The following is a 23,340-nucleotide window of genomic DNA, read 5'->3' on the forward strand; positions in this document are numbered from 1 at the left end:
CGGCCGGGGGGGGGGGGGGGGGGGGGGGGGGGGGGGGGGGGGGGGGGGGGGCCCGGGGGGGGGGGGGGGGGGGCGCCGGGGGGGGGGGGGGGGGGGGGGGGGGGGGGGGGGGGCGGGGGGGGGGGGGGGTGGGGCCCCCCCCCCCGGCCGCCGCTCAGAACGCCGCGGCTCCGGCCTCGGCGACCTCCTGATCCTGCTCGACGGTGCCGGTCGAGACGCCGATCGCACCGACGATGCGGCCGTCGCGGACGAGGGGGATGCCCCCGGCGAAGACGACGAGCCGACCGCCGTGGGCGTCGCTCAACCCGAACAGGTCACCGGTGGGACGGGTGATGTCGTTCAGGTCCTTCGTCTGCGTCTGGAACGCGATCGACGTGTACGCCTTGTTGATCGCGATGTGGATGCTGCCGATGTTCGCGGTGTCCATGCGCACGTGTGCCTTCAGGTTGCCGCCGGCGTCCACGACGGCGACGTCCTGCGGCTGACCGATCTCCTCGGCCTTCGCGACGGCGGCGTCGATGACGCGCCGGGCGTCGTCGAGGGTGAGGCTGTCCTGGATCTTCTCGTTCGCCACGGTGTCGTCTCCGGCGTCAGAAGGTGCGGATCGGGATCTCGGCGGGTGCCGCGAGCAGTTCCTCGACCTCGTCGTCGAGCTTGACGAGGGTGATGGAGGCCCCGGCCATGTCGAGCGAGGTGCAGTACTCGCCGACGTAGCTGCGGACGGGGGTGATCCCCCGGGCCACGAGCTTCTCGTGGGCGATGCCGTAGAGCAGGTAGAGCTCGCTGATCGGGGTACCGCCGAGGCCGTTCACCATGAGCGCGACCCGGTCGCCGTCCGCGAACGGCAGGTCCGAGACGATCGGGTCGAGGAGGATGTCGACGATCTCGTCGGCGGAGACGATCTTCTGCCGTGCCCGCCCGGGCTCCCCGTGGATGCCGACGCCGACCTCGATCTCGTCGTCGCCGAGCTCGAACAGCGGGGAGCCCTTCGCCGGCGGGGTGCAGGCGGTGAGCGCGACACCCATCGTCCGGGTGACGGAGTTCACCTTCTGGCCGATGCGGACGACCTCGTCCAGGTCGGCGCCCGCCTCGGACGCGGCTCCGACGGCCTTGATGACGAAGAAGTTGCCCGCGACCCCTCGGCGACCGATCGTGTACGTGGAGTCCTTGACGGCGACGTCGTCGTCGATGAACAGGGTCTTCACCTTGATGCCCTCGGCGTCGGCGAACTCCTCGGCCATCTCGAACGCCATCTTGTCGCCCGTGTAGTTGTTCACCAGGAGCAGCACGCCCTTCGGGCTGTTCACCCGGCGAGCGGCGGCGACGACGTAGTCGGTGGGTGGTGCGGCGAAGACGTCGCCGGGACAGGCGGCGTCGAGCATGCCCTTCCCGACCACCATGACGTGCGCGGGCTCGTGCCCCGAGCCGGAGCCCTGCACGATCGAGACCTTGTCGTCGCGCGGAGCGTCGGCGCGGGCGATCAGGTTGGCTTCCGGGTCGTAGGTCAGGGTGTCCGGGTTGGCGAGGGCGAGGCCCTTGAGCATCTCCGGGACGAACTGCTTCGGGTCGTTGACGAACTTCTTCACTGCGGTTGCCTCACTTCATCGTGGTGGTCGGGTACTGCGAAGGATCGTGCGGTGGTGGTGGTCAGGTCGTGCGGTGGTGTCCCGCGTCACCAGTCGTCAGCGACGCGCTCGGCGAGCACGGCCACGGCGACCGCGCCGGGATCGGGCGAGCCGATGCTGCGCTCGCCGGTGTACGAGGCCCGGCCGCGGCGTGCCTCGAGCGCCGAGGTCGCGTCGGCGGCCTGCCGTGCGACCTCGGCCGCGTGGCGCGCGATCGCCGTACCGTCCGCACCGGCGGCGGCGTCGGCCTCGATGGCGTCGGTCATCGGCACGATCGCGTCGAGGAGGGTCTTGTCGCCGAGGTCGGCCCCGCCGCGCTTCTTGATCCCCTCGACCGCGGCTCGGAGCATCGCGACGACGTCGTCGGCCCCCAGGTCCTCACGGCCCTTCACGACCCCGGCCGCCCGGAGGAACGCGGTCCCCCAGATCGGCCCCGACGTGCCGCCGATCCTGCTGCTCATCGTCATCGCGACCTGCTGGAGGAAGGTGCCGGGATCGGAACGGTCGTAGCCGTCGAACCCCTCGAGCACGTTCTCGAACCCGCGGGCGAGCGAGTACCCGAAGTCGCCGTCGCCGGCCACCGCGTCGAGGTCGCTGAAGTACGTCTCGTTCTCGACGCAGGTGGTGGCGATGAGCCGGACGGTCTGTTCGAGGTGCGTGGTGGCGGCGGTGGTCATCGTGATCCTCCGGTCGGGTTCGGGAGCTGGGTGAGGGTGTCGAGCGTGACCTGGCCGTCCGGTTCGACGTGGGTCGGATCGGCGATGACGTGGGCGGGGGTGTCGGGCAGGTCGCCGAGTCGGTCGACGACGAGCGCGGCACCGGTGAAGTCCTCGCCGGCGGTGTAGCTGCTGACGGTGACGACGGTGGTCAGGCCGGCGCCCAGCGCTGCACGGAGCCCGTTGGCGCTGTCCTCGACGACGACCGCGTCGGCCGGGTCGACGCCGAGCTCGCGGACGGTCAGCTCGTAGACGTCCGGTGCCGGCTTCTTGCGCGGTACGACGTCGCCGGCGAACACGCGGAACCAGGTCGCGGCGTCGTCGCCGACCGCGTGCTCGAGGACGGCGCGGACGGATGCCTCGGCTGAGGTGGACGCCACCGCGAGCAGCCACCCGGCGTCGTGGGCCTCGTGCACGATCCGGGCGATGCCCGGTCGAGCGGGCATCACGCCGTCGCGCACCATCGCCGTGTACCGCCGGGTCTTCTCGGCGTGCCACTCGGCGACGAGCGCGCGCTGTCCGTCGGGATCGGCGGGGAGCCCGGCACGGTCGACGAACTCCGGCGTCAGCAGGGACGCCAGCCGCTCCTTCCCGCCGCCGATGCGCAGCACCTCGGCGTAGTCCTCCTCGCTCCACCGGACGGGCAGGTCGAAGTGTGCGAAGGTCGCGTTGAACGCCGGCAGGTGCCCGTCGCGCTCCGTGTCGGCCAGGACCCCGTCGCAGTCGAAGACCAGCGCGCGGGTCACGGCCGACCCGCCGTGCTGTCGTCGGCCTTGCCGTCCGCGCCGAACCACGCGACGTGCTCGGCGATGACGTCGGTGACGGCGGACTCGATCGCGGCGACGAGCTTCGGCGGGTCCCAGGAGTCGGTATCACGGGCGTGCTCCAGGTGGGCGAGCGATGCCCGCATGTAGGCGTGCTTCACCGCCGTCGAGATGTTCACCTTCGAGACGCCGGCGTCGATGAACGCCCGGAAGTCCTGCTCGCCGAGACCCGTGCCGCCGTGCAGGACGATCGGGCGGTCGGTCAGTCGCGCGAGCTCGGCCGCGCGCTCGGGGAGCAGGACCGGATCCGCCTTGTACAGTCCGTGGCTCGTCCCCAACTGGGGCGCCAGGAGGTCGGCACCGGTCTGCTCGGCAACCTCGGCGAGCTGCTCGACCGAGTACGCGTGCCGCGACTCGTCGCTGCCGACCCCGTCCTCGACACCGAGGATGTTCTCGATCTCCGACTCCACGTCGACACCGGCGGCATGGGCGGCCGCCGTGACCTCGCCGGTCTCGCGCACCGCGTCGTCGAGGCCCCGGTCGGAGGCGTCGAACAGGACGCTCGACCACCCGGCGGCGATCACGTCGTCGAGCACCGCCCGGTCGGGACAGTGGTCGAGGTGCAGGGCGACCGGCACGGCGACGTCGCGGGTGAGCGCTCGGAAGAGGTCGGTCGTGAAGGCGGTCCCCGAGCTGCGGACGGTCTTCACGGAGATCTGCACGATCAGCGGAGCGCTCGTGCGGACCGCCGCGGCGACCACCGCCCGCATGCTCAGTTCGTCGAACACGTTCACGGCCGGTACCGCGTACCCGCCGTCCCGTGCGGTCCTGGTCAACGTCCTGGTGGACACGTCCATGCCTGGGTCCTCACTTGCGTCGTTGCGTCGTGGGATGTCGTCTCCGTCGACGACTGCTCGGACTGTACCTGTCTATACCGGACTCGACAAGTATCATGAGCGGCTACCGGATGTGCATCCGCGCAGGGAACGAGGTGGACCGTGCTCGACGAGGTGGACCGCGATTCCGCCGTGCCCATCTACCAGCAGCTCGAGGACATCTTCACCGCGAAGATCACCGGCGGCGAGTGGGCACCGAGCCAGCGGATCCCGTCCGAGAACGAGTTGAACCGGTACTACGGCACCAGCCGGATGACGGTGCGGGGTGTGCTCACCAAGCTCACCACCGACGGCCTGCTCACACGGGTCCCGGGCAAGGGGACGTTCGTCGCGCCGGAGAAGATCAACGCGGTGTCCCCCGCGTACCGCGGCATCCGCGAGCAACTCGAGGTCCTCGGGTACGACATCAGCACCGACCTCGTGTCGATCGACCGGGGCCCGGCGCCGGCCCGCGTGCGCGACCGTCTGGGACTCGGCCGCGACGACGACGTGTTCGCGATCGTCCGCCTGCGCTCGGTCGACGGCAAGCCGCTGAGCGTGCACAGATCGTTCGTGCCAGCCGCCCTGGCGCCGACGCTCGACACGCTCGACGTGGTCGGCGAGCAGCTCTGCGTGGTCCTCGAGGACGCCTTCGACCTGGCGATGCACGACGTCGCGGAGGGGCTCGAGGCCGTGGCGGTCGCGGATGCGGACGCATCGCTGCTCGGACTCCGACACGGCGATCCCGCACTGCAGCTCACCGACGTGATCTCGGACCGCGCCGGCACGACGTTCGAGTACTCGACGATCGTCTTCCGCGGCGACCGGATGCGCCTGCAGTTCGACTACACACGCCCCTGACCCGACCACTCCGCAGCGCCCGCGAGCGCTACCGGTCCACCTGCTTCGCGTACCAGCGGTCGGAGTACGGCTCGGCGTTGAAGGGTCCGACCCGCCGGTAGCCGAGCCGCTCGTACAGGGCGCACGCCTCGGCGAGCTCCCCGCGGGTGTCGAGACGGACCACGTCGATGCCCAGTTCCACGCACGCCCGCTCGACGGCCTGGACCAGCTGCCTGCCGACGCCCCGTCCTCGGGCCTCGCCGCGGGTGAACACCTTGGTCAGTTCTGCGACGTCCCCGAGGAAGCGCGCACCGGCGCACCCGACCGGCTCGCCGTCGTCGAGTGCGACCAGGAGCACGCCGGTCGTGCCCGTCAGGTCGTCGGACGGCTCGTCGCGGAGGGCCTGGTCGACCTCGTCCTCGGTCGCGGGCCGTCCGTACCACCGGGAGGCGACCTCGGTGGTGTACCGGCGGAGGATGCGCTCGGCGACGGGCTCGTCGGGATGCACGGTCTCGATCGTCAGCACGGGGCGAGCGTAGTGCTGGGTACCCGGTCCGTGCGGGGCACAGGACGGTGCGACGATGGCGGGGTGGACGACCTCACCGAACCGGCACTCGTGCCCGAGCTGCTCGTGCGCGACCTCGACCGCAGCATCGCCTTCTGGTGCGGTCTCTGCGACTTCGCCGTGCGGTACGACCGCCCGCAGGAGCGCTTCGCCTACCTCGTGCAGGGAACGGCGCACGTGATGCTCGAGCAGGCCGGGGTCGGTCGCAACTGGCTGACGGGCCCGCTCGACGCCCCGCTGGGCCGCGGCGTGAACTTCCAGGTCGCGGTCCCGGACAGCGCCTCCCTCGCCCGGCGGCTCACCGCTGCCGGGGTCCCGCTCTTCATGCAGCCGGAGACGACCTGGTACGGCGTCGGCGACGAGCAGGCGGGCGTCCACCAGTTCCTCGTGCAGGACCCGGACGGCTACCTGCTGCGCTTCCAGTCCTCGATCGGCCGGCGACCCGGCGGATCGGCCTCGACGCCGACACCGTGATCGGCGGCAGCACCTGCGAGGATGTTGCCGTGCGGTGGGGTGACAGCGGACTGGACGCGGCGCAGGTCGCGTTCGTCGAGCGGGTGCTGCCCGGCTCCGTGGTCCTGTCGGACGAATCGTGGGGTCTGCTCGACACCCGGGTGCTGCACGTCCGGAGCTCCCACGGGGACCACACGGTCAAGGCATGCGGTCCGGACAACACGCACTTCCCCCGTGAACTGGCCGCCCACCGCTCGTGGACCGGCGAGCTGGTCCGGCACGGCGACACCGCTCCGCTGGCGCACGCCGACGTCGAGACCCGTGTCCTCGTCATCGACCGCATCCCCGGTCGCCTCGCCCTCGGCAACGACGACGAGACGTCGACGGAGCTCCATCGTCAGGCGGGCAGGATCCTCCGTCGGTTCCACGACCAGGCGGCGATCACCGACCCGGACCACCTGGGCGTCGAGACCGCGAAGGCGCTCCGCCTGCTCGATGCCCCGCACCGGATCGACCCCGCGACGGTCCGACGCGTCCGGTCCCTGCTCCGGTCGGCCGAGCCGCACCCGGTCACGGTGGTACCGACGCACGGCGACTGGCACCCCCGGAACTGGATCGTGCACGAGGACCGCCTGCACGTGATCGACTTCGGGCGCTTCGCCCTCCGCCCGGCGGCGACGGACCTCACCCGGCTCGCCGTCCTGTACTGGGAGCGGAAGCCCCGGCTCGAACAGGCGTTCATCGAGGGCTACGGGGACGATCCGCGCGAGGCCGACGACTGGCGGTGGCTGCAACTGCGGGAGGCGGTGGGGACGGCCGCGTGGGCGTTCGCCGTCGGTGACCCGGCGTTCGAGGCGCAGGGCCAGCGGATGCTGCGGGCCGCCCTCAGCGCGTTCTGACGATCGGGTCCGTCGCCGCCACGGACGACACGACCCGCCGCCGCCCGCGCAGCACCCCGGACGCCAACGCGATCCCGAGCAGCACCACCACCCCACCCACGGGCTCGTTCCACCGCAGCGGCTCCCCGAGCACGAGGACCCCGAGCGCCACCCCGACCACCGGCGTCAGGTAGGTCACGGTCGAGGCACGCCCCGCGCCCCACGCGCCGACCAGGCGCGTGTTCCACGCGTAGGCCAGCCCCGTGCCCACCGCACCGAGCGCCACCATCGCGGCCACGATCCTCCAGTCCAGGTCCACCGGCCCGGTCGCGATGACCGGCGCGACCAGCAGCATGAGCAGCGCCGCCAGGGTGAGCTGCACCGTCGCGACCGTCGTCGGGTCCTGCCCGCTGCCGACGCCGAAGCGCCGGAGCCACGCCAGTCCGATGCCGTAGGACGCGGTCATGCCGAGCAGTGCGACCTGGCCGGGGACGGTGGCGAGCACGGCGGGGTCGCCGACCAGGTCCCACGGACCGACGAGCACGAGGACACCCACGATCCCCAGCACGACGCCGCCGAGCTGGCGGCGGCTGAGCCGTTCGGACGGCACCAGCACCGCGAGCGCGAGGAGCGTCATGATCGGCGTCGTGGCGTTGTAGATGCTCGCCAGACCCGACGGCACGGTCTGCTCGGCCCACGCCATCAGCGAGGACGGCACGGCGTTGAGGAACACCGCGACGACGAACAGGTGTCCCCAGACGCGCCGCTCGCGCGGCCACCGTCGACGGGTCGCGAGCAGCACCACGACGAGCGTGAGGGCTCCGAGGACCGTGCGGACGGTGGCGACCTGCTGCGGTGCGAGTCCCTCGAGCCCGATCTTCGCGAAGAAGAAGCTCGAACCCCAGGTGAGGGCGACCAGGACGTAGAGGAGGGCGTTCACGAGCGCTAGCATCGGCCACGTCCGGCACATGTGTCGAACGACTGAACTGCATGACGGCATGAAGGACACGCATGACCCTCTCGATCCCGCAGCTCCGCGCCTTCGTCGCCACCGTGGACGCCGGCTCCTTCACGGGCGCGGCCACCACCCTCGGCGTCGGTCAGTCCGCCGTCTCGCACGCCGTCGCAGGGCTCGAGCGCGAGGTCGGCGGGCCCGTGGTCCGGCGCGGCGGCGCCGCGGTCGCCACCCCGCTCGGCGACCGCATGCTGGCCCACGCCCGCAGCGTGCTCGCCTCGGTCGACGCCCTGGAGGCCGTGGTGCGGCCCGCCACGATCCGCGGCACCGTGCGCCTCGCCGCCGTCCCGACGGTCTGCCAGGGCCTGCTGCCGCGGCTCCGCGAGCTGTGGGCGGTGACGCTGCCGGACGTCGACGTGCAGGTCTACGAGGGTGACGACGACGAGATGGCCGAGTGGCTCGAGGGCGGCACCGTGGACGCCGCCGTGCTCGTCGACCCGGTGCCGGCACCCGACGGGAGCGTGGTCGTCGCGCGGGACGAGATGGGCGCGGTCGTCCGGCGCGACCACCCGCTCGCGTCGAGTGCCGCGCTGACGCTCGACGACCTGCACGAGGACGGGCTGGTCGCCGGTGGCGGAGGCTGCGAGCACCAGATCCAGCGGATGCACGAGCTCGCCGGGCAACCGTTCCGCTGGGCACACCGCGTGCGGGAGATGAGCACGATGTTCGGGATGATCCAGCGGGGCGAGGGGGTGTCGATCGTCCCGACGCTCGGGCGGGTGATGCTGCCGGACGACCTGGTGATGCTGCCCGTGGAACCGCGGTACGTGCGGACACTCGTGCTCAGCGGACCGGACTCGCGGCCGTGGCACCCGCTGGCCCGGGCCCTCGTCGACGCAGTGTGACCCCGGCCGCCGCCGTTTCTCCGACCTTCGGCCGATCCGGCGCGGGTGCCGGGGTTCCTAGGCTCGGAGCCGTGACCTCGACCGTGCTCCGTCCCGTGCCCCTCGGCCGACGCGTGTGGGCGCAGTCGTGGCGACTCGTGCTCGCGGCACTCGTCGGGCTCACCGCGTTCAGCGCGATCTGGTCGACCCTCGACACCACACGGTGGAGCGAGGCCCGGCTCGGTGCGGCGTTGCTCGTCGACCTCGCGGTCGGGCTCACCGCGCTCGTCCTGGTCCCCTTCCGGCACCGGGCACCACTGCTCGTCGGCGTGCTCGTCATCGCCGGCAGCACCGTGTCCACCTTCGCGGTCGGCGCGGCCGTCCTCGCGCTGGTCTCGCTCGTCACCCGGCGGCGCCCGGCCGAGATCGCGATCGGGAGTGCGGCGTTCGTGGCCGCCTCGATGTTCGGTGAGGGGCTGTACCCGGTCGAGGACGCCACGCCCCTGTGGCAGGTGCTCGTCGCGGCCGTCGTGCTCACCGCCCTGCTCGTCGCGATCGGCATCGCGATCGGGCAGCGGCGGGCCCTGCTCGACGGGTTGCGCGAACGGGCCGCCCTGCTCGAACGCGACCAGCAGCTCCGCGAGGACCGCGCCCGGGAGCAGGAGCGGGCGCACCTGGCCCGCGAGATGCACGACGTGCTGGGACACCGGCTGTCGCTCGTCGCCCTGCACGCCGGGGCGCTCGAGTACCGCGGCCGGTCGCTGTCACCCGACGAGACGGTCGAGGCCGCCGGGGTCGTCCGGGCCGAGGCGCACGCCGCACTCACCGAGCTCCGCGACGTGCTCGGCGTGCTGCGGGACCCCGGGGACACCGCCACGCTCGCCGGAACCGCTCCCCCGCAGCCGACCCTGCGCGACCTCCCCGCGCTGCTCGACGAGGCGCGGTCCTCGGGCGCCGTGGTGTCGGCGACCGTCGACGAGGCCGTCACCGCCGCGCCGGACACCGTCGGGCGGCACGCCTACCGGGTGGTGCAGGAAGCGCTGACGAACGCCCGCCGACATGCTCCGGGGCAGCCCGTCACCGTCACGGTCGACGTGCTCCACGGTCCGGCGCTGCGCGTGCGGGTGGGCAACCCGACGGTGGGACCCGCGAGCACCGGCGACGGCGCTCCCGGCGGTCACGGCCTGCGGGGCCTGGCGGAACGGGCCCGGCTCGTCGGTGGGACCTTCACGGCCGGTCGCGACGACGACGGGACCCACGTGGTCGAGGCGGTGCTCCCGTGGACGGCGTGAGCGCACCGATCCGGGTCGTCCTCGTCGACGACGACCACCTCGTCCGGGCCGGGCTCCGACTGCTCCTGAGCGGCGACGACGGCATCGAGGTCGTCGGCGAGGCCGGCGACGGACTCGAGGCCGAGGGCGTGATCGCCTCCGCAGCACCCGACGTCGTGCTCATGGACATCCGGATGCCCCGCTGCGACGGCCTCGTCGCCACCGAACGGGAGCTCCGGAAGCAGCCGGAGCTGGCCGTGCTCGTCCTGACCACCTTCCAGGACGACGACCTCGTGCTCGGAGCGCTGCAGCGGGGCGCCCGGGGCTTCCTGCTCAAGGACACCCCGCCGCACGACCTCGTCCACGCGGTCCGGACGGTCGCCGCCGGGCGGTCGATCCTGTCGCCGTCGGTGCTCGACCGCGTCATCGCCGTCGCGGCGAGCGCCCCGACCGGAACGGGACGTGGGACGGCCGCCGTCGCGACCGCCGCGGCCGACGGAGCCGCCGAGCGCGCGCTCCTGGCGAGCCTGACCGACCGCGAGACCGAGGTCGCCCTCGCCGTGGCCGCCGGAGCCTCGAACGCACAGGTCGCCGCCGACCTGTTCGTGAGCCTGGCCACCGTGAAGACCCACGTGGGGCACGTGTACGAGAAGTTCGGCGTCGACAACCGGGTGCAGCTCGCCCTGGTCGTGCACGCCGCCCGCCGCGGAGCCTGAACACCCGCCGGGCACCGTCGGCAGGATGGACCGGTGCCCGAGATCCACGTGAAGACGTTCCGCGACCCCGACGAGGCGACCGCCGAGGCCGCCGGACTGGCCTGGCTCGCCGAGGCCGAGGAGACGGGCGGCACCCGGATCGCCCGCGTCCTCGACCACCCGGAGCCGACCGTGCTCCACCTCGAGCAGATCCGCGACGGCAGCCCGACGCGTGCACAGGCCGAGCGCTTCGGTCGCTCGCTCGCACGCACCCACGCCGCCGGTGCCGACCACTGGGGTGCGCCCTCGCCCGGGTTCCCGACCCGCGGCGGCCTGCGGATGGGCCGGTCGCGGACGCCGTTCACGAGTGCCGCCGACGCACCGGCCACCTGGGGCGCGTTCTTCGCCGAGTACCGCATCCGGGACTTCGTGCAGCGCATCGTCGACCGCGGTGGCTTCGACGCTGCCGAGGCCGCGGTGTTCGACCGCGTGGCCGACCGGCTCGAGGACGGCACGCTCGGCTCCCCGCAGCCCCGGCTCGTCGGCGACGCTCCGGCGCGCATCCACGGCGACCTCTGGGCGGGGAACGTCCTGTGGCCCACGGACTCCTCGGAACCGACCGGTGCGGTGCTCATCGACGCAACGCCGCACGGCGGGCACGCGGAGACCGACCTGGCACTGCTGGCGCTGTTCGGACTCCCCCGGCTCGAGACGGTGCTCGCCGGGTACGACGCCGAGTCCCGCTTGGCGGACGGTTGGCAGGAGCGCGTCGAGCTCCACCAGCTCGCGCCGCTGCTGCTGCACGTGTACCTGTTCGGCGGCTCGTACACCGACCACGCGTTGCGCGCCGCCCGCCGCTACGCCTGACGCCCCTCCTGCGACCGAGGGATGCTCGTCGAGTCGTTGACTTTGCTTTTACAGCGCTGTAAAACAGAGCGAGCGCGACGGTGCGCGAGAGGGAGCGACGATGGTCACCAGCAGGACGACGGCACGTGCGGCGCTGAGCCGTCGCGGATTCCTCGCGGGCGCGGCGGGCGGGATCGGCCTCGGCGCACTGGCACTCACCGGCTGCTCGGCACCGTCCTCGGGTGCCGCGGCAGCCGGTGGGACGACGCTGCGCTTCTACGAGCAGAAGCAGGAGGTGATCGCCTACTTCGACGACCTCCTCCGACGGTTCGAGCATGAGCACCGCGGCGTTCGGGTCGTGCACGACAGCACGACCGCCATCGCACCGCAGTTCGTCCGCGGCGAACCGGCGGACGTCGGCTGCTTCAACGACAACCTCGAGCTCGCCCGCTACATCGAGCGCGGCGTACTCCGCGACCTCGGCGACCTTCCGTCGGCGAGCAGGGTCAGGAAGAGCATCGACGGTCTGACGAACCAGTACGCGACCTTCGAGGACCGCACCAGTGTCCTGCCGTTCTCCCTGGCGGCCGCGGGCGTCATCTACAACAAGCGCATCTTCGCCGAACAGGACCTCCCGGTCCCGACGACCTGGAGTGAGTTCGTCGACGTCTGCACGGCACTCTCGAAGACGGACGTCACCCCCGTCTACGCCACCGACCGCGACACCTGGACGCTGTGGCAGGGCCTGTTCGACTACTCCGTGGGCAGCCTGGTCGACACCGGGACGTTCTTCCGCAAGATGAAGGCGCTCGGCACGGACGTCGGACCCGACGCCGAGGTCTCCTTCGAGCGCGACTTCGCCGTGCCGATGGAGCGCGCGAAGACGATCTCGACGTTCTTCAACCCGGACCACGCGACCCGCTCCTACGCCGACGGCAACCTGGCGTTCGGACAGGGCAAGGTCGCGATGTACCTGCAGGGGCCGTGGGCGCTCAGCCAGATCGCGCTCGTCGACCCGGACCTGCCCGTCGGGACCTTCGCGCTCCCCGTGTCCGACGACCCCGACGACCGGCAGGCACGCGTCAACATCGACCTCGGGCTCTGGATCCCCACGACCACGACGCACCTCGACGAGGCGCGGGAGCTCGTCGAGTTCCTCATGCAGCCCGACGTCATCAACGCCTACAACCTCGACAATCTCGCGTTCGCGACGACCGAGGACGCGGCTCCCCAGACCGACGAGCGCGTGGCCGGCCTGCAGCAGTACGTCGACAGCGGCGACTTCTACCAGGGCGCCGGCACCTTCATCCCCACCTCCATCCCCCTCGGCAACTACATGCAGACGGCGATCCGCAGCGGCGACTTCGAGTCGATGCTGCGGCGGCTCGACACCGACTGGCGACGCCTCGCCGGCCGCTCGGCGACGGTCTGACCGCCGCGACCCCGGCACCGCCGACCAGGACCCCAGGAGCGCTCATGACCGTCCAGACCCCGCTGACCCCCGGCACACCGGACACCGGTGGGCCCCGCCCCGGGCCCGCGACCGTCGCGTCCCGCGTGCACCGACGCGTCGGCTCGCTGCGCCGCACCGAGGGCGTCTACTACCTCTTCCTCGTGCCCGCCCTCGTGCTGTTCACGGCGTTCGTCGTCGCCCCCGCGTGCATCGGTGTCTTCTACAGCTTCACCGACTACCTCGGCTTCGGGCAGTGGCACTTCCTCGGGCTCGAGAACTACCGGGCGCTCGTGTCCGACCCGGCGATCCTCGGCTCGTACGGCTTCACGCTCGGCTTCGCCGTGGTGACCGTGGTCATCACGCAGGTGATCGCCCTCGCACTGGCGATCGCACTGACGAAGCGCGTGCGTTTCGCGAGCGGGCTCCGCGCCGTGTTCGTCATCCCGATGGTCGTCTCCGGCATCATCGTCGCCTACGTCTTCAACTTCCTGTTCTCGAACACCCTGCCGGCCCTGGCGACCTCGGTCGGCTTCGGACCGCTCGAGCAGAGCATCCTCGGTGACCCGGACCTCGCCTGGCTCGCGATCGTCATCGTCTCGGCATGGCAGACGATCCCGGGTGCGCTGCTCGTCTACACGGCGGGACTGACCTCCATCCCGACGGACGTGTACGAGGCGAGTTCGCTCGACGGCGCCGGCGCCTGGAAGCAGCTCCGATCGATCACACTGCCCCTGATCGGCGGCTTCATCGTCATCAACACGGTACTCGGCGTGAAGGGCTACCTCGGCGCCTACGACGTCATCGTCGGGCTCACCAACGGCGGACCGGGCTCGGCGACGAGCAGCGTCGCGATGACCATCTTCACGGGCTTCACGAGCGGTGACTACGCCTACCAGATGGCCAACGCGACCGTCTTCTTCATCATCACCGTCCTCATCTCGGTCCTGCAGCTCGCAGTGACGCGCGGAAGGAACCTCCGACTCGCATGAGCACCCTCGACACCCGGTCCCCCGCGACCGCCGCCGCACGCACACCGGAGCAGCCCCGCCGGCGCCGCCTCGGCCGCGTCGACGTCCCGCTGACGATCGTCCTGGCGATCGCGTCCCTCACCGTCCTGGTCCCGCTCTACGTCACCGTCGCCATGGCGTTCAAGACGAGCACCCAGGCCGTCGACGGCAACGCGTTGTCCTTGCCCTTCCCGTTCAACCCCGCCAGCTTCGCCGAGGCCTGGACGCTGACCCGCTTCCCGGTGTCGTTCTCGGTCTCGCTCGGCGTGGCCGCCCTCACCGTCGTCGCGACGCTGCTCCTCAGTTCGCTCGCGTCCTACGCGATCGTGCGGAACTGGCACCGCCGCTTCTTCCGTTGGTCGTTCGTCTACCTGCTCGCGGCGATGTTCCTGCCGTTCCCGGTGGTCGCCCTGCCGCAGATCAAGCTGACCGCGATGATCTCGCTGGACAGCCCGGTGGGCGTCGCGATCCTGCACGCCATGTTCCAACTGTCGTTCAGCGTGCTGCTCTACTCGGCGTTCCTGCGCTCCATCCCGGTCGAGCTCGAGGAGAGCGCACGCATCGACGGCGCCTCGACGTGGCAGATCTTCTGGCGCGTCATCCTGCCGCTGCTCGGACCGATGAACGCCACGGTCGGCATCTTCGCCTTCCTGGCCTCCTGGAACGACTTCATGATGCCGTCGCTCATCACCGCGGACCCCGGTCTGCAGACGCTGCCGGTCGTCCAGAACATCTTCCAGAGCCAGTTCGGCACGAACTACAACGTGGCGTTCGCCTCGTACCTCATGGCGATGGCACCGACGATCATCGTCTACCTGTTCGCGCAGCGCTGGGTGATCAGCGGCGTGACGCAGGGCGCCGTCAAGAGCTGACCCGAGCCTCCAGACCGACACCGGCCGGACCGGCCGAGACAGGACCGAACCGACGTGCACACCCCCGACGACGGACCGCTGCCCACCATCCGCCCCTTCCCGGGGTCCGACCCGGTCGCCGACGGCGACGCCGTCGTGCAGGGCGACCACTGGCGGATCACCGTGCTGTGCGACGGGCTCTTCCGTGTCGAGTGGAGCGACGACGGCGGCTTCGAGGACCGCGCCTCGACCTTCGCGGTGCGACGACGCCTGCCGGTGCCCGAGTACACCGTCCTGCGGCGGGGCGACGGGGTCGAGGTGACCACGGACCGCGCCACCCTCCGGTACGACGGACGGCCGTTCTCCGCGACCGGGTTGGTGGTCGAGACCTCGGGGGCGGACGCGAACCGGTGGCGCTGGGGCCAGGAGCCCCGCGACCTCGGCGGCACCGGCAGGACGCTCGACGACGTGGACGGGCGGATGCCGCTCGAGTCCGGCGTCCTGGCGCGCGACGGGATCGTCGCGCTCGACGACACCGGCTCGTTCCTGTTCGAGGACGACGGGTGGGTCGGCAGCCGCGTGCCGGGGCGCCGCGACGTGCAGGTGTTCGCCTACGGCCGCGACTACGACGCGGCTCTCCGGGCGTTCCACGCGGTGTCGGGACCGCCGACGCTCCTGCCCCGGTGGGCGCTCGGGAACTGGTGGAGCCGCTACCACCCGTACTCGGACGAGTCGTACCTGGCGCTGCTCGACCGGTTCGCCGAGGAACGCCTGCCCTTCTCGGTCGCGGTCATCGACATGGACTGGCACCGCGTCGACTCCGTGCCGGCACGCTTCGGCAACGGCTGGACGGGGTACTCGTGGGAACCGTCGCTCTTCCCCGACCCGCCCGCCTTCCTGGCCGAGCTGCACCGTCGCGGCATGCGGACCACGCTCAACCTGCACCCCGCCGACGGCGTACGGGCCTTCGAGGACGCCTACCCGGCGATGGCCGCTGCGACCGGGATCGACCCCGACACCGAGCAGACGGTCGCGTTCGACCCCACCGACCCGGACTTCCTCCGCGCGTACTTCGAGCACCTGCACCGGCCGCTCGAGGAGCAGGGCGTCGACTTCTGGTGGATCGACTGGCAGCAGGGACGCACCTCCGGCATGCCCGGAGTCGACCCGCTCTGGGTGCTCAACCACTTCCACCTGCTCGACTCCGCGCGCGACGGCGGTGCCGGCATGACCTTCTCGCGGTACGCGGGTCCGGGCAGCCAGCGGTACGCGGTCGGGTTCTCCGGTGACGCCGTCGTCTCGTGGGCCTCCCTCGCGTTCCAGCCCGAGTTCACCGCCACCGCCGCGAACGTCGGGTACCCCTGGTGGAGCCACGACATCGGCGGCCACACCCGCGGGTTGCGCGACGACGAGCTCGCCACGCGCTGGGTGCAGTTCGGGGTCTTCTCGCCGATCATGCGCCTGCACTCGGCGAACAACCCGTTCATCCGGAAGGAGCCGTGGATGTTCCCGGCCGAACCCCGGTCCGCGATGGGCGACGCCCTGCGCTTCCGCCACCGGCTCGTGCCGTACCTGCACACCATGAACCACCGCGCGGCCGCGGGTACCGCACTCGTCCGACCGGTGTACCACCTCGAGCCGCACCGCGATGAGGCGTACCGGGTACCGAACGAGTACGCCTTCGGGTCGGAGCTGCTCGTGGCCCCGATCGTCGAGCCGCGTGACCCGGTGACGCGGCGAGGCCGGGCCCGGGCCTGGTTGCCGCCGGGCACGTGGACGGACGTCTTCACCGGCACGACCCACGCCGGCGACCGGTTCGTCGACCTGCACCGCGGGCTCGACACGATCCCCGTGCTGCTGCGCGCGGGCGGTATCCTGCCGCTCGCGGCGTCGGACGAGTCGGACGCGACGGTGAACCCCGCGGCACTCGAGGTACTCGTCGCCCCGGGCGCATCGGGCACGTTCACGCTCGTGGAGGACCGCGAGCAACGGACCCCCAGCGGCACCGGCACCGGCATCAGCACCGGCACCGGCACCGGCACCGGCACCGGCACCGACGGCGTGTGCCGGACCACGCTCACGTGGGACCGCGACGGCGGCGTGTTCCGGATCGCCCCCGCCGAGGGCGACCTCGGCAGCGTGCCGGCGTGGCGTCGTTGGCGCGTCACCTTCCTGGGGTCGCCCGCGGCCGGACAGGAGATCGACGCAGCGTCGGCCGACCGGTTCTCGGTCGACCTGGACGTCGCGACGGACACCGGCGCGGTCCTGCCCCTCGCCGGGCCGCCCACGATCGGTGTCGACGCCCGCGACGCCGCACGGCAGCTCCTCGAGGGCGCCCAGGCAGGCAACGCGGAGAAGCTCACCGCGTGGGAGGTCGTCGACCGCGACGCACCCCGCGCCGACCGGATGGCCGAGCTCGAGACCGTCGGGCTGCCCGAGTCGCTGCGCAGTGCCCTGGTCGAGCTGCTCGGGAGCGTGCACCCCGGGGAGCGATGACGCAGGCGGGCCCCGGTCCTGTGGGAGCGGCACGTCGCACGTGTCGAGCGACACGCGGGACGTCGCAGACCGACCGGGCAGTCCGAGCCAGCGCCCGGACGCGGCCCGCAGCCACGTCGCCTAGCCTGGTCGGATGGCGGACGAACAGGCGGGCTCCCCGGTCCTCGCGTTCTTCGACGTGGACAACACCCTCGTGCACGGAGCGAGCGCGTTCCACCTCGTGCGCGGACTCCGCGCCGCCGGCCTGATCACCCTGCGCGACGTCCTCGGTGCCGGGTGGAAGCACGCGCGGTTCAAGGTGCGCGGTGAGAACGACCGGCACCTGGCGGCCGCGCAGACCCGCGGGCTCGAGGTGATCACCGGGATCACGGTCGCCGACATGGCGGAGCTGTCGGACGACGTCTGGGTCCGGCACACCGAGCCGTCCGTGTGGCCGGAGACCGCTGCCCTCGCCCAGGAGCACCTCGCGAAGGGCCACCAGGTGTGGCTCGTCACCGCGACACCGACGTTCCTGGCGGAGGTGATCGCGCGCCGTCTCGGTCTGACCGGAGCACTGGGCAGCGTGTTCGAGGTGCGGGACGGCACGTACACGGGCCGCCTCGACGGGGCGTTCCTGCACGGGGAGCACAAGGCGGTCGCCGCCCGTGCGCTCCTGGCCCGGACCGGCGCAGACCCCGCCCGGTGCTGGGCGTACTCGGACTCACGGCACGACATCCCGCTGCTGTCGCTCGTCGGGCACGCCGTGGTGGTCAACCCGGACCAGGGACTCGCCGCGCACGCGCGGGCAGCGGGGTGGCCGACGATGCGCCTGCAGCGCGCGAGCCTCCGTGAGGCCCGACGCCGGGTCCGACGAGAGGCTCCGGCGGCCGCGTCGTCGTCGCCGGGCGGTCCGACGACGGGCCGCCCGGATCAGTCGACGGAGCCGTCCGGGTAGGGCGCGCTCTCCCCCACCAGCAGCCGGTGGCCGACCGTCACCGCCCGACCCTCGCCCGGGCGTCCCTCGATGCGCTCCTGCAGCCGGTCGACGGCTGCCTCGGCGAGCGCGACCGTGTCCGGCGCGACCGAGGTCAGGCTCGGCACCAGGCTGGCGGCCAGTCCGATCGCGTCCCACCCGACCACCGCCAGGTCGCGGGGCGCCTCGAGCCCCCGCAGGCGCATCGCCCGCAGCGCCCCGACGGCGGCGAGGTCGTCGCGGCAGAGCAGCCCGTCGATCCGGAGCCCCTGGTCGAGCGCGCGTCCGAAGGCCTCCTCCGCCCCGCGGGCGTCACCGACCTCCCGCGCCACCAGGAGCGACGGGTCGAAGGGCAACCCGACCGCGGAGAGGCCGTCGCGGTAGCCCTCCGTCCGGAAGGCCGACGTGCGCGACTGCTCACCCACCTCGTGGCCGAGGAAGCCGATCCGGCGCCGCCCGAGGGCCGCGAGGTGCGCGACGGCCTCGGCCGCGGCCCGCACGTTGTCGATGGCGACGAGGTCCGCTCCCTCCGGACGGACGTCCTCGCCGAGGAACACGACCGCGGTGTCGCCGCGCTCCCGGTCGATCTCGGTGGGCGTGAGCACCTGCGGGTGGATGACCACCCCGTCGACGACGCCTGCCTCGCGCCCACGGACCGCCGACAGCTCGCCACCCGGCGCCCCGGCGGTCTCCTCGAGCAGCAGCTGGTAGCCGCGCGCGGCGCACACTTCGGAGAAGACGTGCGCGAGCTCGGCGAAGTACGGCCGACGCAGGTCGGGGAACGCGAACGCGAGCATGTTCGTGCGGCCGGTGGCCAGGCTCCGTCCCGTCACGTTCGGTCGGTAGCCGAGCGCGTCGACCGACGTCTGCACCCGGGTCCGCATGGCGTCGCTGACGTGCCGGTAGCCACGGACGACGTTCGACACGGTCTTCATCGAGACGCCGGCGTGCTCCGCGACGTCCTGCAGCGTGACCCGGCCCACGCGCCCACCGTAGCGTTGACGATTTGTTTACAGCGCTGTAAATTGCGGGAGCATGAGCAGCGTCGCCCCCGTGTCCTCCGCCGACGTCTCCGTCGTCCCCCTCGCCAGCCGGCAGGACGGCCGGTACCCCCGGCCGCAGGTGGTCCGACGGGACTGGGTCGACCTCAGCGGCCCCTGGTCGTTCCGGCACGACGACGAGGACGCCGGGAGCGATGCCGGGTGGGTCGCCGGGGTGCCGTCGCCGCGGACCATCACGGTGCCCTTCCCGCCCGAGTCGACGGCGTCCGGCATCGGCGACCCCGGGTTCCACCCGGTCGTCTGGTACAGCCGGACGATCGGCCACGACGAGCTCGTGCAGGCCGGGCACGGTACCGACCGGCCCCGCGTCCTGCTGCACTTCGGCGCGGTCGACCACCGCGCCCGGGTCTGGATCGACGGCCGGTTCGTCGGCGAGCACGAGGGCGGGCACACCCCCTTCACGTTCGACGTCACGAGCCTGCTCGCCGAGACCCCCGACGGGGCCGACCACGTGCTGGTCGTCCGAGCCGAGGACGACCCCGACGACGTCACGCAGCCCCGCGGCAAGCAGGACTGGCACGAGGAGGCCCACGCGATCTGGTACCGCCGGACGACGGGCATCTGGCAGCCGGTCTGGCTGGAGGCCGTGCCCACCACCGCGATCGACGCGCTCCGGTGGACCCCCGCCTCCCCCGCGTCGACGGCGCTGTCGGTCCGCTTCCGTGGGCGGGTGCCCGCCGGTGCCCGGCTCCGGGTCGCCCTCCGCTTCGACGAGCGCGACGAGGACCTCGGCACGACCGAGTGGGACGCCACCGCCAGCCGTCCGACCCTCGAGGTCACCGTGCCGATCGCACGGCAGCGCAACGGTCAGGCCGAGGACGAGCTGACGTGGTCGCCGGAGACCCCGCGGCTCGTCGACGCCGTCCTCACCCTGGTCGACGCGTCCGGCGCCGTGCTCGACGTCGTCGCCAGCTACCTCGGCATGCGCACGGTCGGCGTCGGCGGTGGCCGGTTCCTGCTCAACCGGCAGCCGTACCCGGTGCGCAGTGTGCTCGACCAGGCGTTCTGGCCGGAGTCGCACCTGGCCGCACCGCACCCGCTCGCGCACCGGCAGGAGGTCGAGCTGATCAGGTCCCTCGGCTTCAACGCCGCCCGCATGCACCAGAAGATCGAGGACCCGCGCTTCCTCTACTGGGCCGACCGCCTCGGCCTCATGGTCTGGGGCGAGGCTCCCGCGGCGTACGAGTTCTCGCCCACGGCCGTCCGCCGGCTCACCGCGGAGTGGACAGCCGCCGTCGAACGGGACGCTTCGCACCCCTCGATCGTCACCTGGGTCCCGTTCAACGAGTCGTGGGGCATCCAGCACGTCGTCTCGGACCCCGCGCAGCAGGCGTACGCGCGAGCGCTCGTCGACCTCACCCGGGCCCTCGATCCGTCCCGTCCCGTGATCGGGAACGACGGCTGGGAGCAGCAGGACACCGACGTCGTGACCATCCACGACTACGAGGGCGACGGCGCCGTGCTCGCGGACACCTACCGCGACGACGCGGCACGCACGCGCGCCCTCGAGGGTCTCGCCCCGTCCGGCCACCCGCAGTTCGTCGGCGGCGCGGGCGACCGCGGGCAACCGGTGATGCTCACGGAGTTCGGCGGCGTCCGGTACCAGGCCGCCGGTCGGCACACGGAGGGCTGGGGCTACACGGCGGCGGTCGACGGCGACGACTGGGTGGCGCGGATCACGGCGCTCTACGACGGGGTCCGGGCGAGCTCGTTCCTGGCCGGTTCGTGCTGGACGCAGCTGACGGACACGATGCAGGAGACGAACGGCCTGCTCCACGCGGACCGGACGCCGAAGGTCCCGATCGAGCAGATCCGCCGGGCGGTCACCGGCACGTGACGTCTTAGGAAGCACCAAGGCAGCACATCGGGACGGCCGACCCGGCCCGGCGATGCTCCCTGCCATGACCACGTACCCGATCCCCGTGACCGACCGTCACGACCGAGCGCACCCGGGAGCGCCGATGCGCCGCCCGGCTGCCGCCCGTCTGTTCGCCGGCGAGCGCGAGGACGCCCGCTGGCTCCGCCCGGCGTTCTGGGCGCTCCTCGTCCTGACCGCCGTCGTGTACCTGTGGGACCTCAGCATCTCCGGGTACGCGAACAGCTTCTACGCCGCCGCCGTGCAGGCCGGCACGAAGTCCTGGGAGGCGTTCTTCTTCGGCTCCCTCGACTCGTCGAACTTCATCACCGTCGACAAGCCCCCGGCCTCGCTGTGGGTGATGGTGCTGTCCGCCCGGGTGTTCGGCTTCTCGTCGACCAGCCTGCTGCTCCCCCAGGCGCTCATGGCCGTCGGCTCCGTCGCCCTGGTGTGGGGCACGGTCCGGCGGACCCTCGCCCGCCTCGGTGCGACGACCGCGAACGTCGGTGCGCTGCTCGCCGGCTTCGTCGTCGCCGCGACCCCGGCCGCCGCGCTGATGTTCCGCTTCGACAACCCGGACGCGCTCCTCGTCCTGCTCATGACCGCGGGCGCGTACTGCACCGTCCGGGCGCTCCCGAGGGGCAGCTGGCGGTGGATCGCCCTCGCCGGTGTCGCCCTCGGCTTCGCGTTCCTGACGAAGATGCTGCAGGGCCTGCTCGTCCTGCCGGCGTTCGGCCTCGTGTACCTGTTCGCCGCACGCACGAGCTGGGGCCGGCGCGCGATCGGCCTCGGCATCGCCGCGGTCTCGCTCGTCGTGTCCGCGGGGTGGTGGGTGGTCGCCGTGGCGCTGTGGCCCGCGGAGTCGCGCCCGTACATCGGTGGGTCGACGGACAACACGGTCCTCGACCTGGTGTTCGGCTACAACGGCCTCGGTCGCATCTTCGGCGGCTCGGGCAACGGCGGCGGCGGGGGCGGCATGGGCGGAGGCGGCACCGCGGGCTCGTCGTTCGGCGGTGCGACCGGGTTGGACCGCCTGTTCTCGTCCGAGATGGGCCTCGAGATCTCCTGGCTCCTGCCCGCCGCGCTCGTCGCGCTCGTCCTCGGCCTGGTGGTCGTCGGTCGTCGGCACCTCGCCGATCCGGCACGCGCCGGTCTGGTGCTGTGGGGCGGCTGGCTGATCGTCACCGGTCTGGTCTTCTCGTTCATGTCCGGCACGATCCACCCGTACTACACGGTCGCGCTCGCCCCGGCGATCGCCGGCCTGGTCGGCACCGGTGGTGCGCTCCTCTGGCACGCCCGCGAGCGTGTCACCGGTCGCCTCGGCCTCGCCGCGATGGTCGGCGGGACGGCGTTCTGGAGCTGGTGCCTGCTGAACGAGGACCCGACCTGGCTGCCCTGGCTCCGATGGGTGGTGCTCGCCGGTGGGCTCCTGTCCGCCGCGGCGATCGTCGTCGGCAGCGTGCCCACCCTCCGGAAGGCCGTCACCGTCGGCGTCCTCGCCGGCACTCTGTTCGGGCTGACCGGCACGACCGCGTACGCGCTCGCCACGACGACCGTCGCGCACTCCGGGTCCATCCCGAGCGTCGGCCCGGCGGGCAGCGGCTCCGGTGGGACGGGCGGCGCAGCAGGATTCCCCGGCGGCGGTGGCGGTGGACAGCCGGGAGGCGCGGGAGGCCCCGGCGGGTCGACTGACGGCACGCAGACGGACGGCTCCCAGGACGGTGGCGGCCCGGGCGGGCAGGGCACGCAGCAGGACGGGACGGACGGCTCCCGGCAGGGCCCGGACAGCGGCGGGCAAGCGCCGACCGGCTCGGCTCCTGCGGGGACGGGCGACGGCGTCCCGACGATGCCGGGCAGTTCCGGCTCCGGCTCCGGCTCCGCGACCTCGGAGGACGGTGCCCCGACCGGCGGCGGCGGGATGGGTGGTGGCGGTGTGACGACGTCGTCGGCACTGACGAAGCTGCTCGCCGCCTCGGACGCGAAGTGGTCGGCCGCGGTGAACGGCTCGCAGTCGGCCGCGCAGCTCGAGCTCGACACCGACACCGCCGTGATGGCCATCGGCGGCTGGTCGAGCGACCCCGCGCCGACCCTGGCCGAGTTCCAGGCCTGGGTCGCGGCCGGTGACGTCGGCTACTACGTGTCCTCGGGCTCCGGCGGCGGGATGGGTGGCGGCTCGTCGACCGCGAGCGCGATCCAGGAGTGGGTCGCCGCGCACTACGAGGCGACCACGGTCGGCGGCCAGACCGTCTACGACCTGAGCGCATCGAAGTGACGGCATCGACGTGACCGACGACGAGG

Annotated in this window: 22 protein-coding genes; 14 read left to right on the forward strand and 8 right to left on the reverse strand. The window is 72.5% G+C overall.

Features of this window, described 5'->3' with window-relative positions:
• Positions 1-154 precede the first annotated feature (154 nt).
• The 5 genes from JOD95_RS14630 to JOD95_RS14650 all read right to left on the reverse strand — a co-directional run bounded on the left by JOD95_RS14630 (position 155) and on the right by JOD95_RS14650 (position 3,962).
• The gene (locus JOD95_RS14630) at positions 155-574 is read right to left on the reverse strand and encodes a heme-binding protein (RefSeq protein WP_307810462.1); all 420 of its coding nucleotides are present in this window, start codon (positions 572-574) and stop codon (positions 155-157) included.
• A 16-nt stretch (positions 575-590) separates the two neighbouring features.
• A complete protein-coding gene (gene dhaK, locus JOD95_RS14635) occupies positions 591-1,586 on the reverse strand; it encodes a dihydroxyacetone kinase subunit DhaK (protein WP_209685733.1) in 996 nt (331 codons plus the stop codon).
• 86 nt (positions 1,587-1,672) lie between these two features.
• Positions 1,673-2,302 carry a dihydroxyacetone kinase subunit DhaL gene (dhaL, locus tag JOD95_RS14640; protein WP_209685735.1) on the reverse strand — a complete coding sequence of 210 codons (630 nt, stop codon included), beginning with the start codon at positions 2,300-2,302 and terminating at the stop codon, positions 1,673-1,675.
• Positions 2,299-3,087 (reverse strand): HAD-IA family hydrolase, encoded by a 789-nt coding sequence (locus JOD95_RS14645; protein WP_209685737.1) that lies wholly within the window; start codon positions 3,085-3,087, stop codon positions 2,299-2,301. The genes dhaL and JOD95_RS14645 overlap by 4 nt, the downstream gene beginning before the upstream one ends.
• Positions 3,084-3,962: a class II fructose-bisphosphate aldolase gene (locus tag JOD95_RS14650; protein ID WP_209685739.1), complete on the reverse strand. Its 879-nt coding sequence runs from the start codon at positions 3,960-3,962 to the stop codon at positions 3,084-3,086. The genes JOD95_RS14645 and JOD95_RS14650 overlap by 4 nt, the downstream gene beginning before the upstream one ends.
• A 141-nt stretch (positions 3,963-4,103) precedes the next feature.
• Here JOD95_RS14650 and JOD95_RS14655 point away from each other — a divergent pair, with 141 nt between their 5' ends.
• The gene (locus JOD95_RS14655) at positions 4,104-4,841 is read left to right on the forward strand and encodes a GntR family transcriptional regulator (protein WP_209685740.1); all 738 of its coding nucleotides are present in this window, start codon (positions 4,104-4,106) and stop codon (positions 4,839-4,841) included.
• Positions 4,842-4,869: 28 nt separating this feature from the next.
• On the opposite strand, the gene JOD95_RS14660 is transcribed toward JOD95_RS14655, so the two are convergent.
• A complete protein-coding gene (locus JOD95_RS14660) occupies positions 4,870-5,346 on the reverse strand; it encodes a GNAT family N-acetyltransferase (protein ID WP_209685742.1) in 477 nt (158 codons plus the stop codon).
• Positions 5,347-5,409: 63 nt separating this feature from the next.
• Here JOD95_RS14660 and JOD95_RS14665 point away from each other — a divergent pair, with 63 nt between their 5' ends.
• Positions 5,410-5,859, forward strand: a complete 450-nt coding sequence (locus tag JOD95_RS14665; protein WP_209685745.1) for a VOC family protein — start codon at positions 5,410-5,412, stop codon at positions 5,857-5,859.
• A 29-nt stretch (positions 5,860-5,888) separates the two neighbouring features.
• On the forward strand, positions 5,889-6,737 hold the full coding sequence (locus tag JOD95_RS14670) for an aminoglycoside phosphotransferase family protein (RefSeq protein ID WP_209685747.1): 849 nt from the start codon (positions 5,889-5,891) through the stop codon (positions 6,735-6,737).
• On the opposite strand, the gene JOD95_RS14675 is transcribed toward JOD95_RS14670, so the two are convergent.
• Positions 6,724-7,656, reverse strand: coding sequence for a DMT family transporter (locus JOD95_RS14675; RefSeq protein WP_209685749.1), 933 nt, complete (start codon positions 7,654-7,656; stop codon positions 6,724-6,726). The two genes, JOD95_RS14670 and JOD95_RS14675, sit on opposite strands and share 14 nt — an antisense overlap.
• Positions 7,657-7,727: 71 nt before the next feature.
• Between JOD95_RS14675 and JOD95_RS14680 the strand changes: the two genes are divergently transcribed.
• From JOD95_RS14680 to JOD95_RS14720, 9 genes are all read left to right on the forward strand, one after another.
• Positions 7,728-8,576 (forward strand): LysR family transcriptional regulator, encoded by an 849-nt coding sequence (locus tag JOD95_RS14680; RefSeq protein WP_209685751.1) that lies wholly within the window; start codon positions 7,728-7,730, stop codon positions 8,574-8,576.
• A 71-nt stretch (positions 8,577-8,647) separates the two neighbouring features.
• Entirely contained in the window at positions 8,648-9,847 is a 1,200-nt protein-coding gene (locus JOD95_RS16515; RefSeq protein WP_209685753.1) for a sensor histidine kinase, read from the forward strand.
• Positions 9,835-10,542: a response regulator transcription factor gene (locus JOD95_RS14690; protein ID WP_209685755.1), complete on the forward strand. Its 708-nt coding sequence runs from the start codon at positions 9,835-9,837 to the stop codon at positions 10,540-10,542. The genes JOD95_RS16515 and JOD95_RS14690 overlap by 13 nt, the downstream gene beginning before the upstream one ends.
• A 33-nt stretch (positions 10,543-10,575) precedes the next feature.
• A complete protein-coding gene (locus tag JOD95_RS14695; protein WP_251160420.1) occupies positions 10,576-11,388 on the forward strand; it encodes a fructosamine kinase family protein in 813 nt (270 codons plus the stop codon).
• A gap of 100 nt (positions 11,389-11,488) precedes the next feature.
• The gene (locus JOD95_RS14700) at positions 11,489-12,799 is read left to right on the forward strand and encodes an ABC transporter substrate-binding protein (RefSeq protein ID WP_245172470.1); all 1,311 of its coding nucleotides are present in this window, start codon (positions 11,489-11,491) and stop codon (positions 12,797-12,799) included.
• A 44-nt stretch (positions 12,800-12,843) separates the two neighbouring features.
• Positions 12,844-13,809 carry a carbohydrate ABC transporter permease gene (locus JOD95_RS14705; protein ID WP_209685757.1) on the forward strand — a complete coding sequence of 322 codons (966 nt, stop codon included), beginning with the start codon at positions 12,844-12,846 and terminating at the stop codon, positions 13,807-13,809.
• Positions 13,806-14,699, forward strand: a complete 894-nt coding sequence (locus JOD95_RS14710; RefSeq protein WP_209685759.1) for a carbohydrate ABC transporter permease — start codon at positions 13,806-13,808, stop codon at positions 14,697-14,699. The genes JOD95_RS14705 and JOD95_RS14710 overlap by 4 nt, the downstream gene beginning before the upstream one ends.
• A gap of 54 nt (positions 14,700-14,753) precedes the next feature.
• Entirely contained in the window at positions 14,754-17,174 is a 2,421-nt protein-coding gene (locus tag JOD95_RS14715; protein WP_307810463.1) for a TIM-barrel domain-containing protein, read from the forward strand.
• A 133-nt stretch (positions 17,175-17,307) separates the two neighbouring features.
• Entirely contained in the window at positions 17,308-18,108 is an 801-nt protein-coding gene (locus JOD95_RS14720) for an HAD family phosphatase (RefSeq protein WP_209685760.1), read from the forward strand.
• Here the strand turns inward: JOD95_RS14720 and JOD95_RS14725 are convergent.
• The gene (locus JOD95_RS14725) at positions 18,084-19,109 is read right to left on the reverse strand and encodes a LacI family DNA-binding transcriptional regulator (protein ID WP_209685762.1); all 1,026 of its coding nucleotides are present in this window, start codon (positions 19,107-19,109) and stop codon (positions 18,084-18,086) included. The genes JOD95_RS14720 and JOD95_RS14725 overlap by 25 nt on opposite strands.
• 52 nt (positions 19,110-19,161) lie before the next feature.
• Here JOD95_RS14725 and JOD95_RS14730 point away from each other — a divergent pair, with 52 nt between their 5' ends.
• Together JOD95_RS14730 and JOD95_RS14735 are read left to right on the forward strand one after the other, a co-directional pair.
• Positions 19,162-21,024 (forward strand): glycoside hydrolase family 2 protein, encoded by a 1,863-nt coding sequence (locus JOD95_RS14730; RefSeq protein WP_209685764.1) that lies wholly within the window; start codon positions 19,162-19,164, stop codon positions 21,022-21,024.
• A 64-nt stretch (positions 21,025-21,088) separates the two neighbouring features.
• Positions 21,089-23,314: a glycosyltransferase family 39 protein gene (locus JOD95_RS14735; RefSeq protein ID WP_245172472.1), complete on the forward strand. Its 2,226-nt coding sequence runs from the start codon at positions 21,089-21,091 to the stop codon at positions 23,312-23,314.
• Positions 23,315-23,340 lie beyond the last annotated feature (26 nt).

Origin of the sequence: Curtobacterium sp. 1310 (assembly GCF_017834105.1) — a bacterium.
In the GTDB taxonomy this organism is placed as follows: Bacteria; Actinomycetota; Actinomycetes; order Actinomycetales; family Microbacteriaceae; genus Curtobacterium.

What these genes read in the sequence shown, in the direction of transcription:
- JOD95_RS14700 (WP_245172470.1), top strand. Translation starts at nt 11,489, where the DNA reads ATGGTCACCAGCAGGACGACGGCACGTGCGGCGCTGAGCCGTCGCGGA.
- JOD95_RS14735 (WP_245172472.1), top strand. Translation starts at nt 21,089, where the DNA reads ATGACCACGTACCCGATCCCCGTGACCGACCGTCACGACCGAGCGCAC.
- JOD95_RS14680 (WP_209685751.1), top strand. Translation starts at nt 7,728, where the DNA reads ATGACCCTCTCGATCCCGCAGCTCCGCGCCTTCGTCGCCACCGTGGAC.
- JOD95_RS14730 (WP_209685764.1), top strand. Translation starts at nt 19,162, where the DNA reads ATGAGCAGCGTCGCCCCCGTGTCCTCCGCCGACGTCTCCGTCGTCCCC.
- JOD95_RS14650 (WP_209685739.1), bottom strand. Translation starts at nt 3,962, where the DNA reads ATGGACGTGTCCACCAGGACGTTGACCAGGACCGCACGGGACGGCGGG.
- dhaL (WP_209685735.1), bottom strand. Translation starts at nt 2,302, where the DNA reads ATGACCACCGCCGCCACCACGCACCTCGAACAGACCGTCCGGCTCATC.
- JOD95_RS14720 (WP_209685760.1), top strand. Translation starts at nt 17,308, where the DNA reads ATGGCGGACGAACAGGCGGGCTCCCCGGTCCTCGCGTTCTTCGACGTG.
- JOD95_RS14710 (WP_209685759.1), top strand. Translation starts at nt 13,806, where the DNA reads ATGAGCACCCTCGACACCCGGTCCCCCGCGACCGCCGCCGCACGCACA.
- JOD95_RS14705 (WP_209685757.1), top strand. Translation starts at nt 12,844, where the DNA reads ATGACCGTCCAGACCCCGCTGACCCCCGGCACACCGGACACCGGTGGG.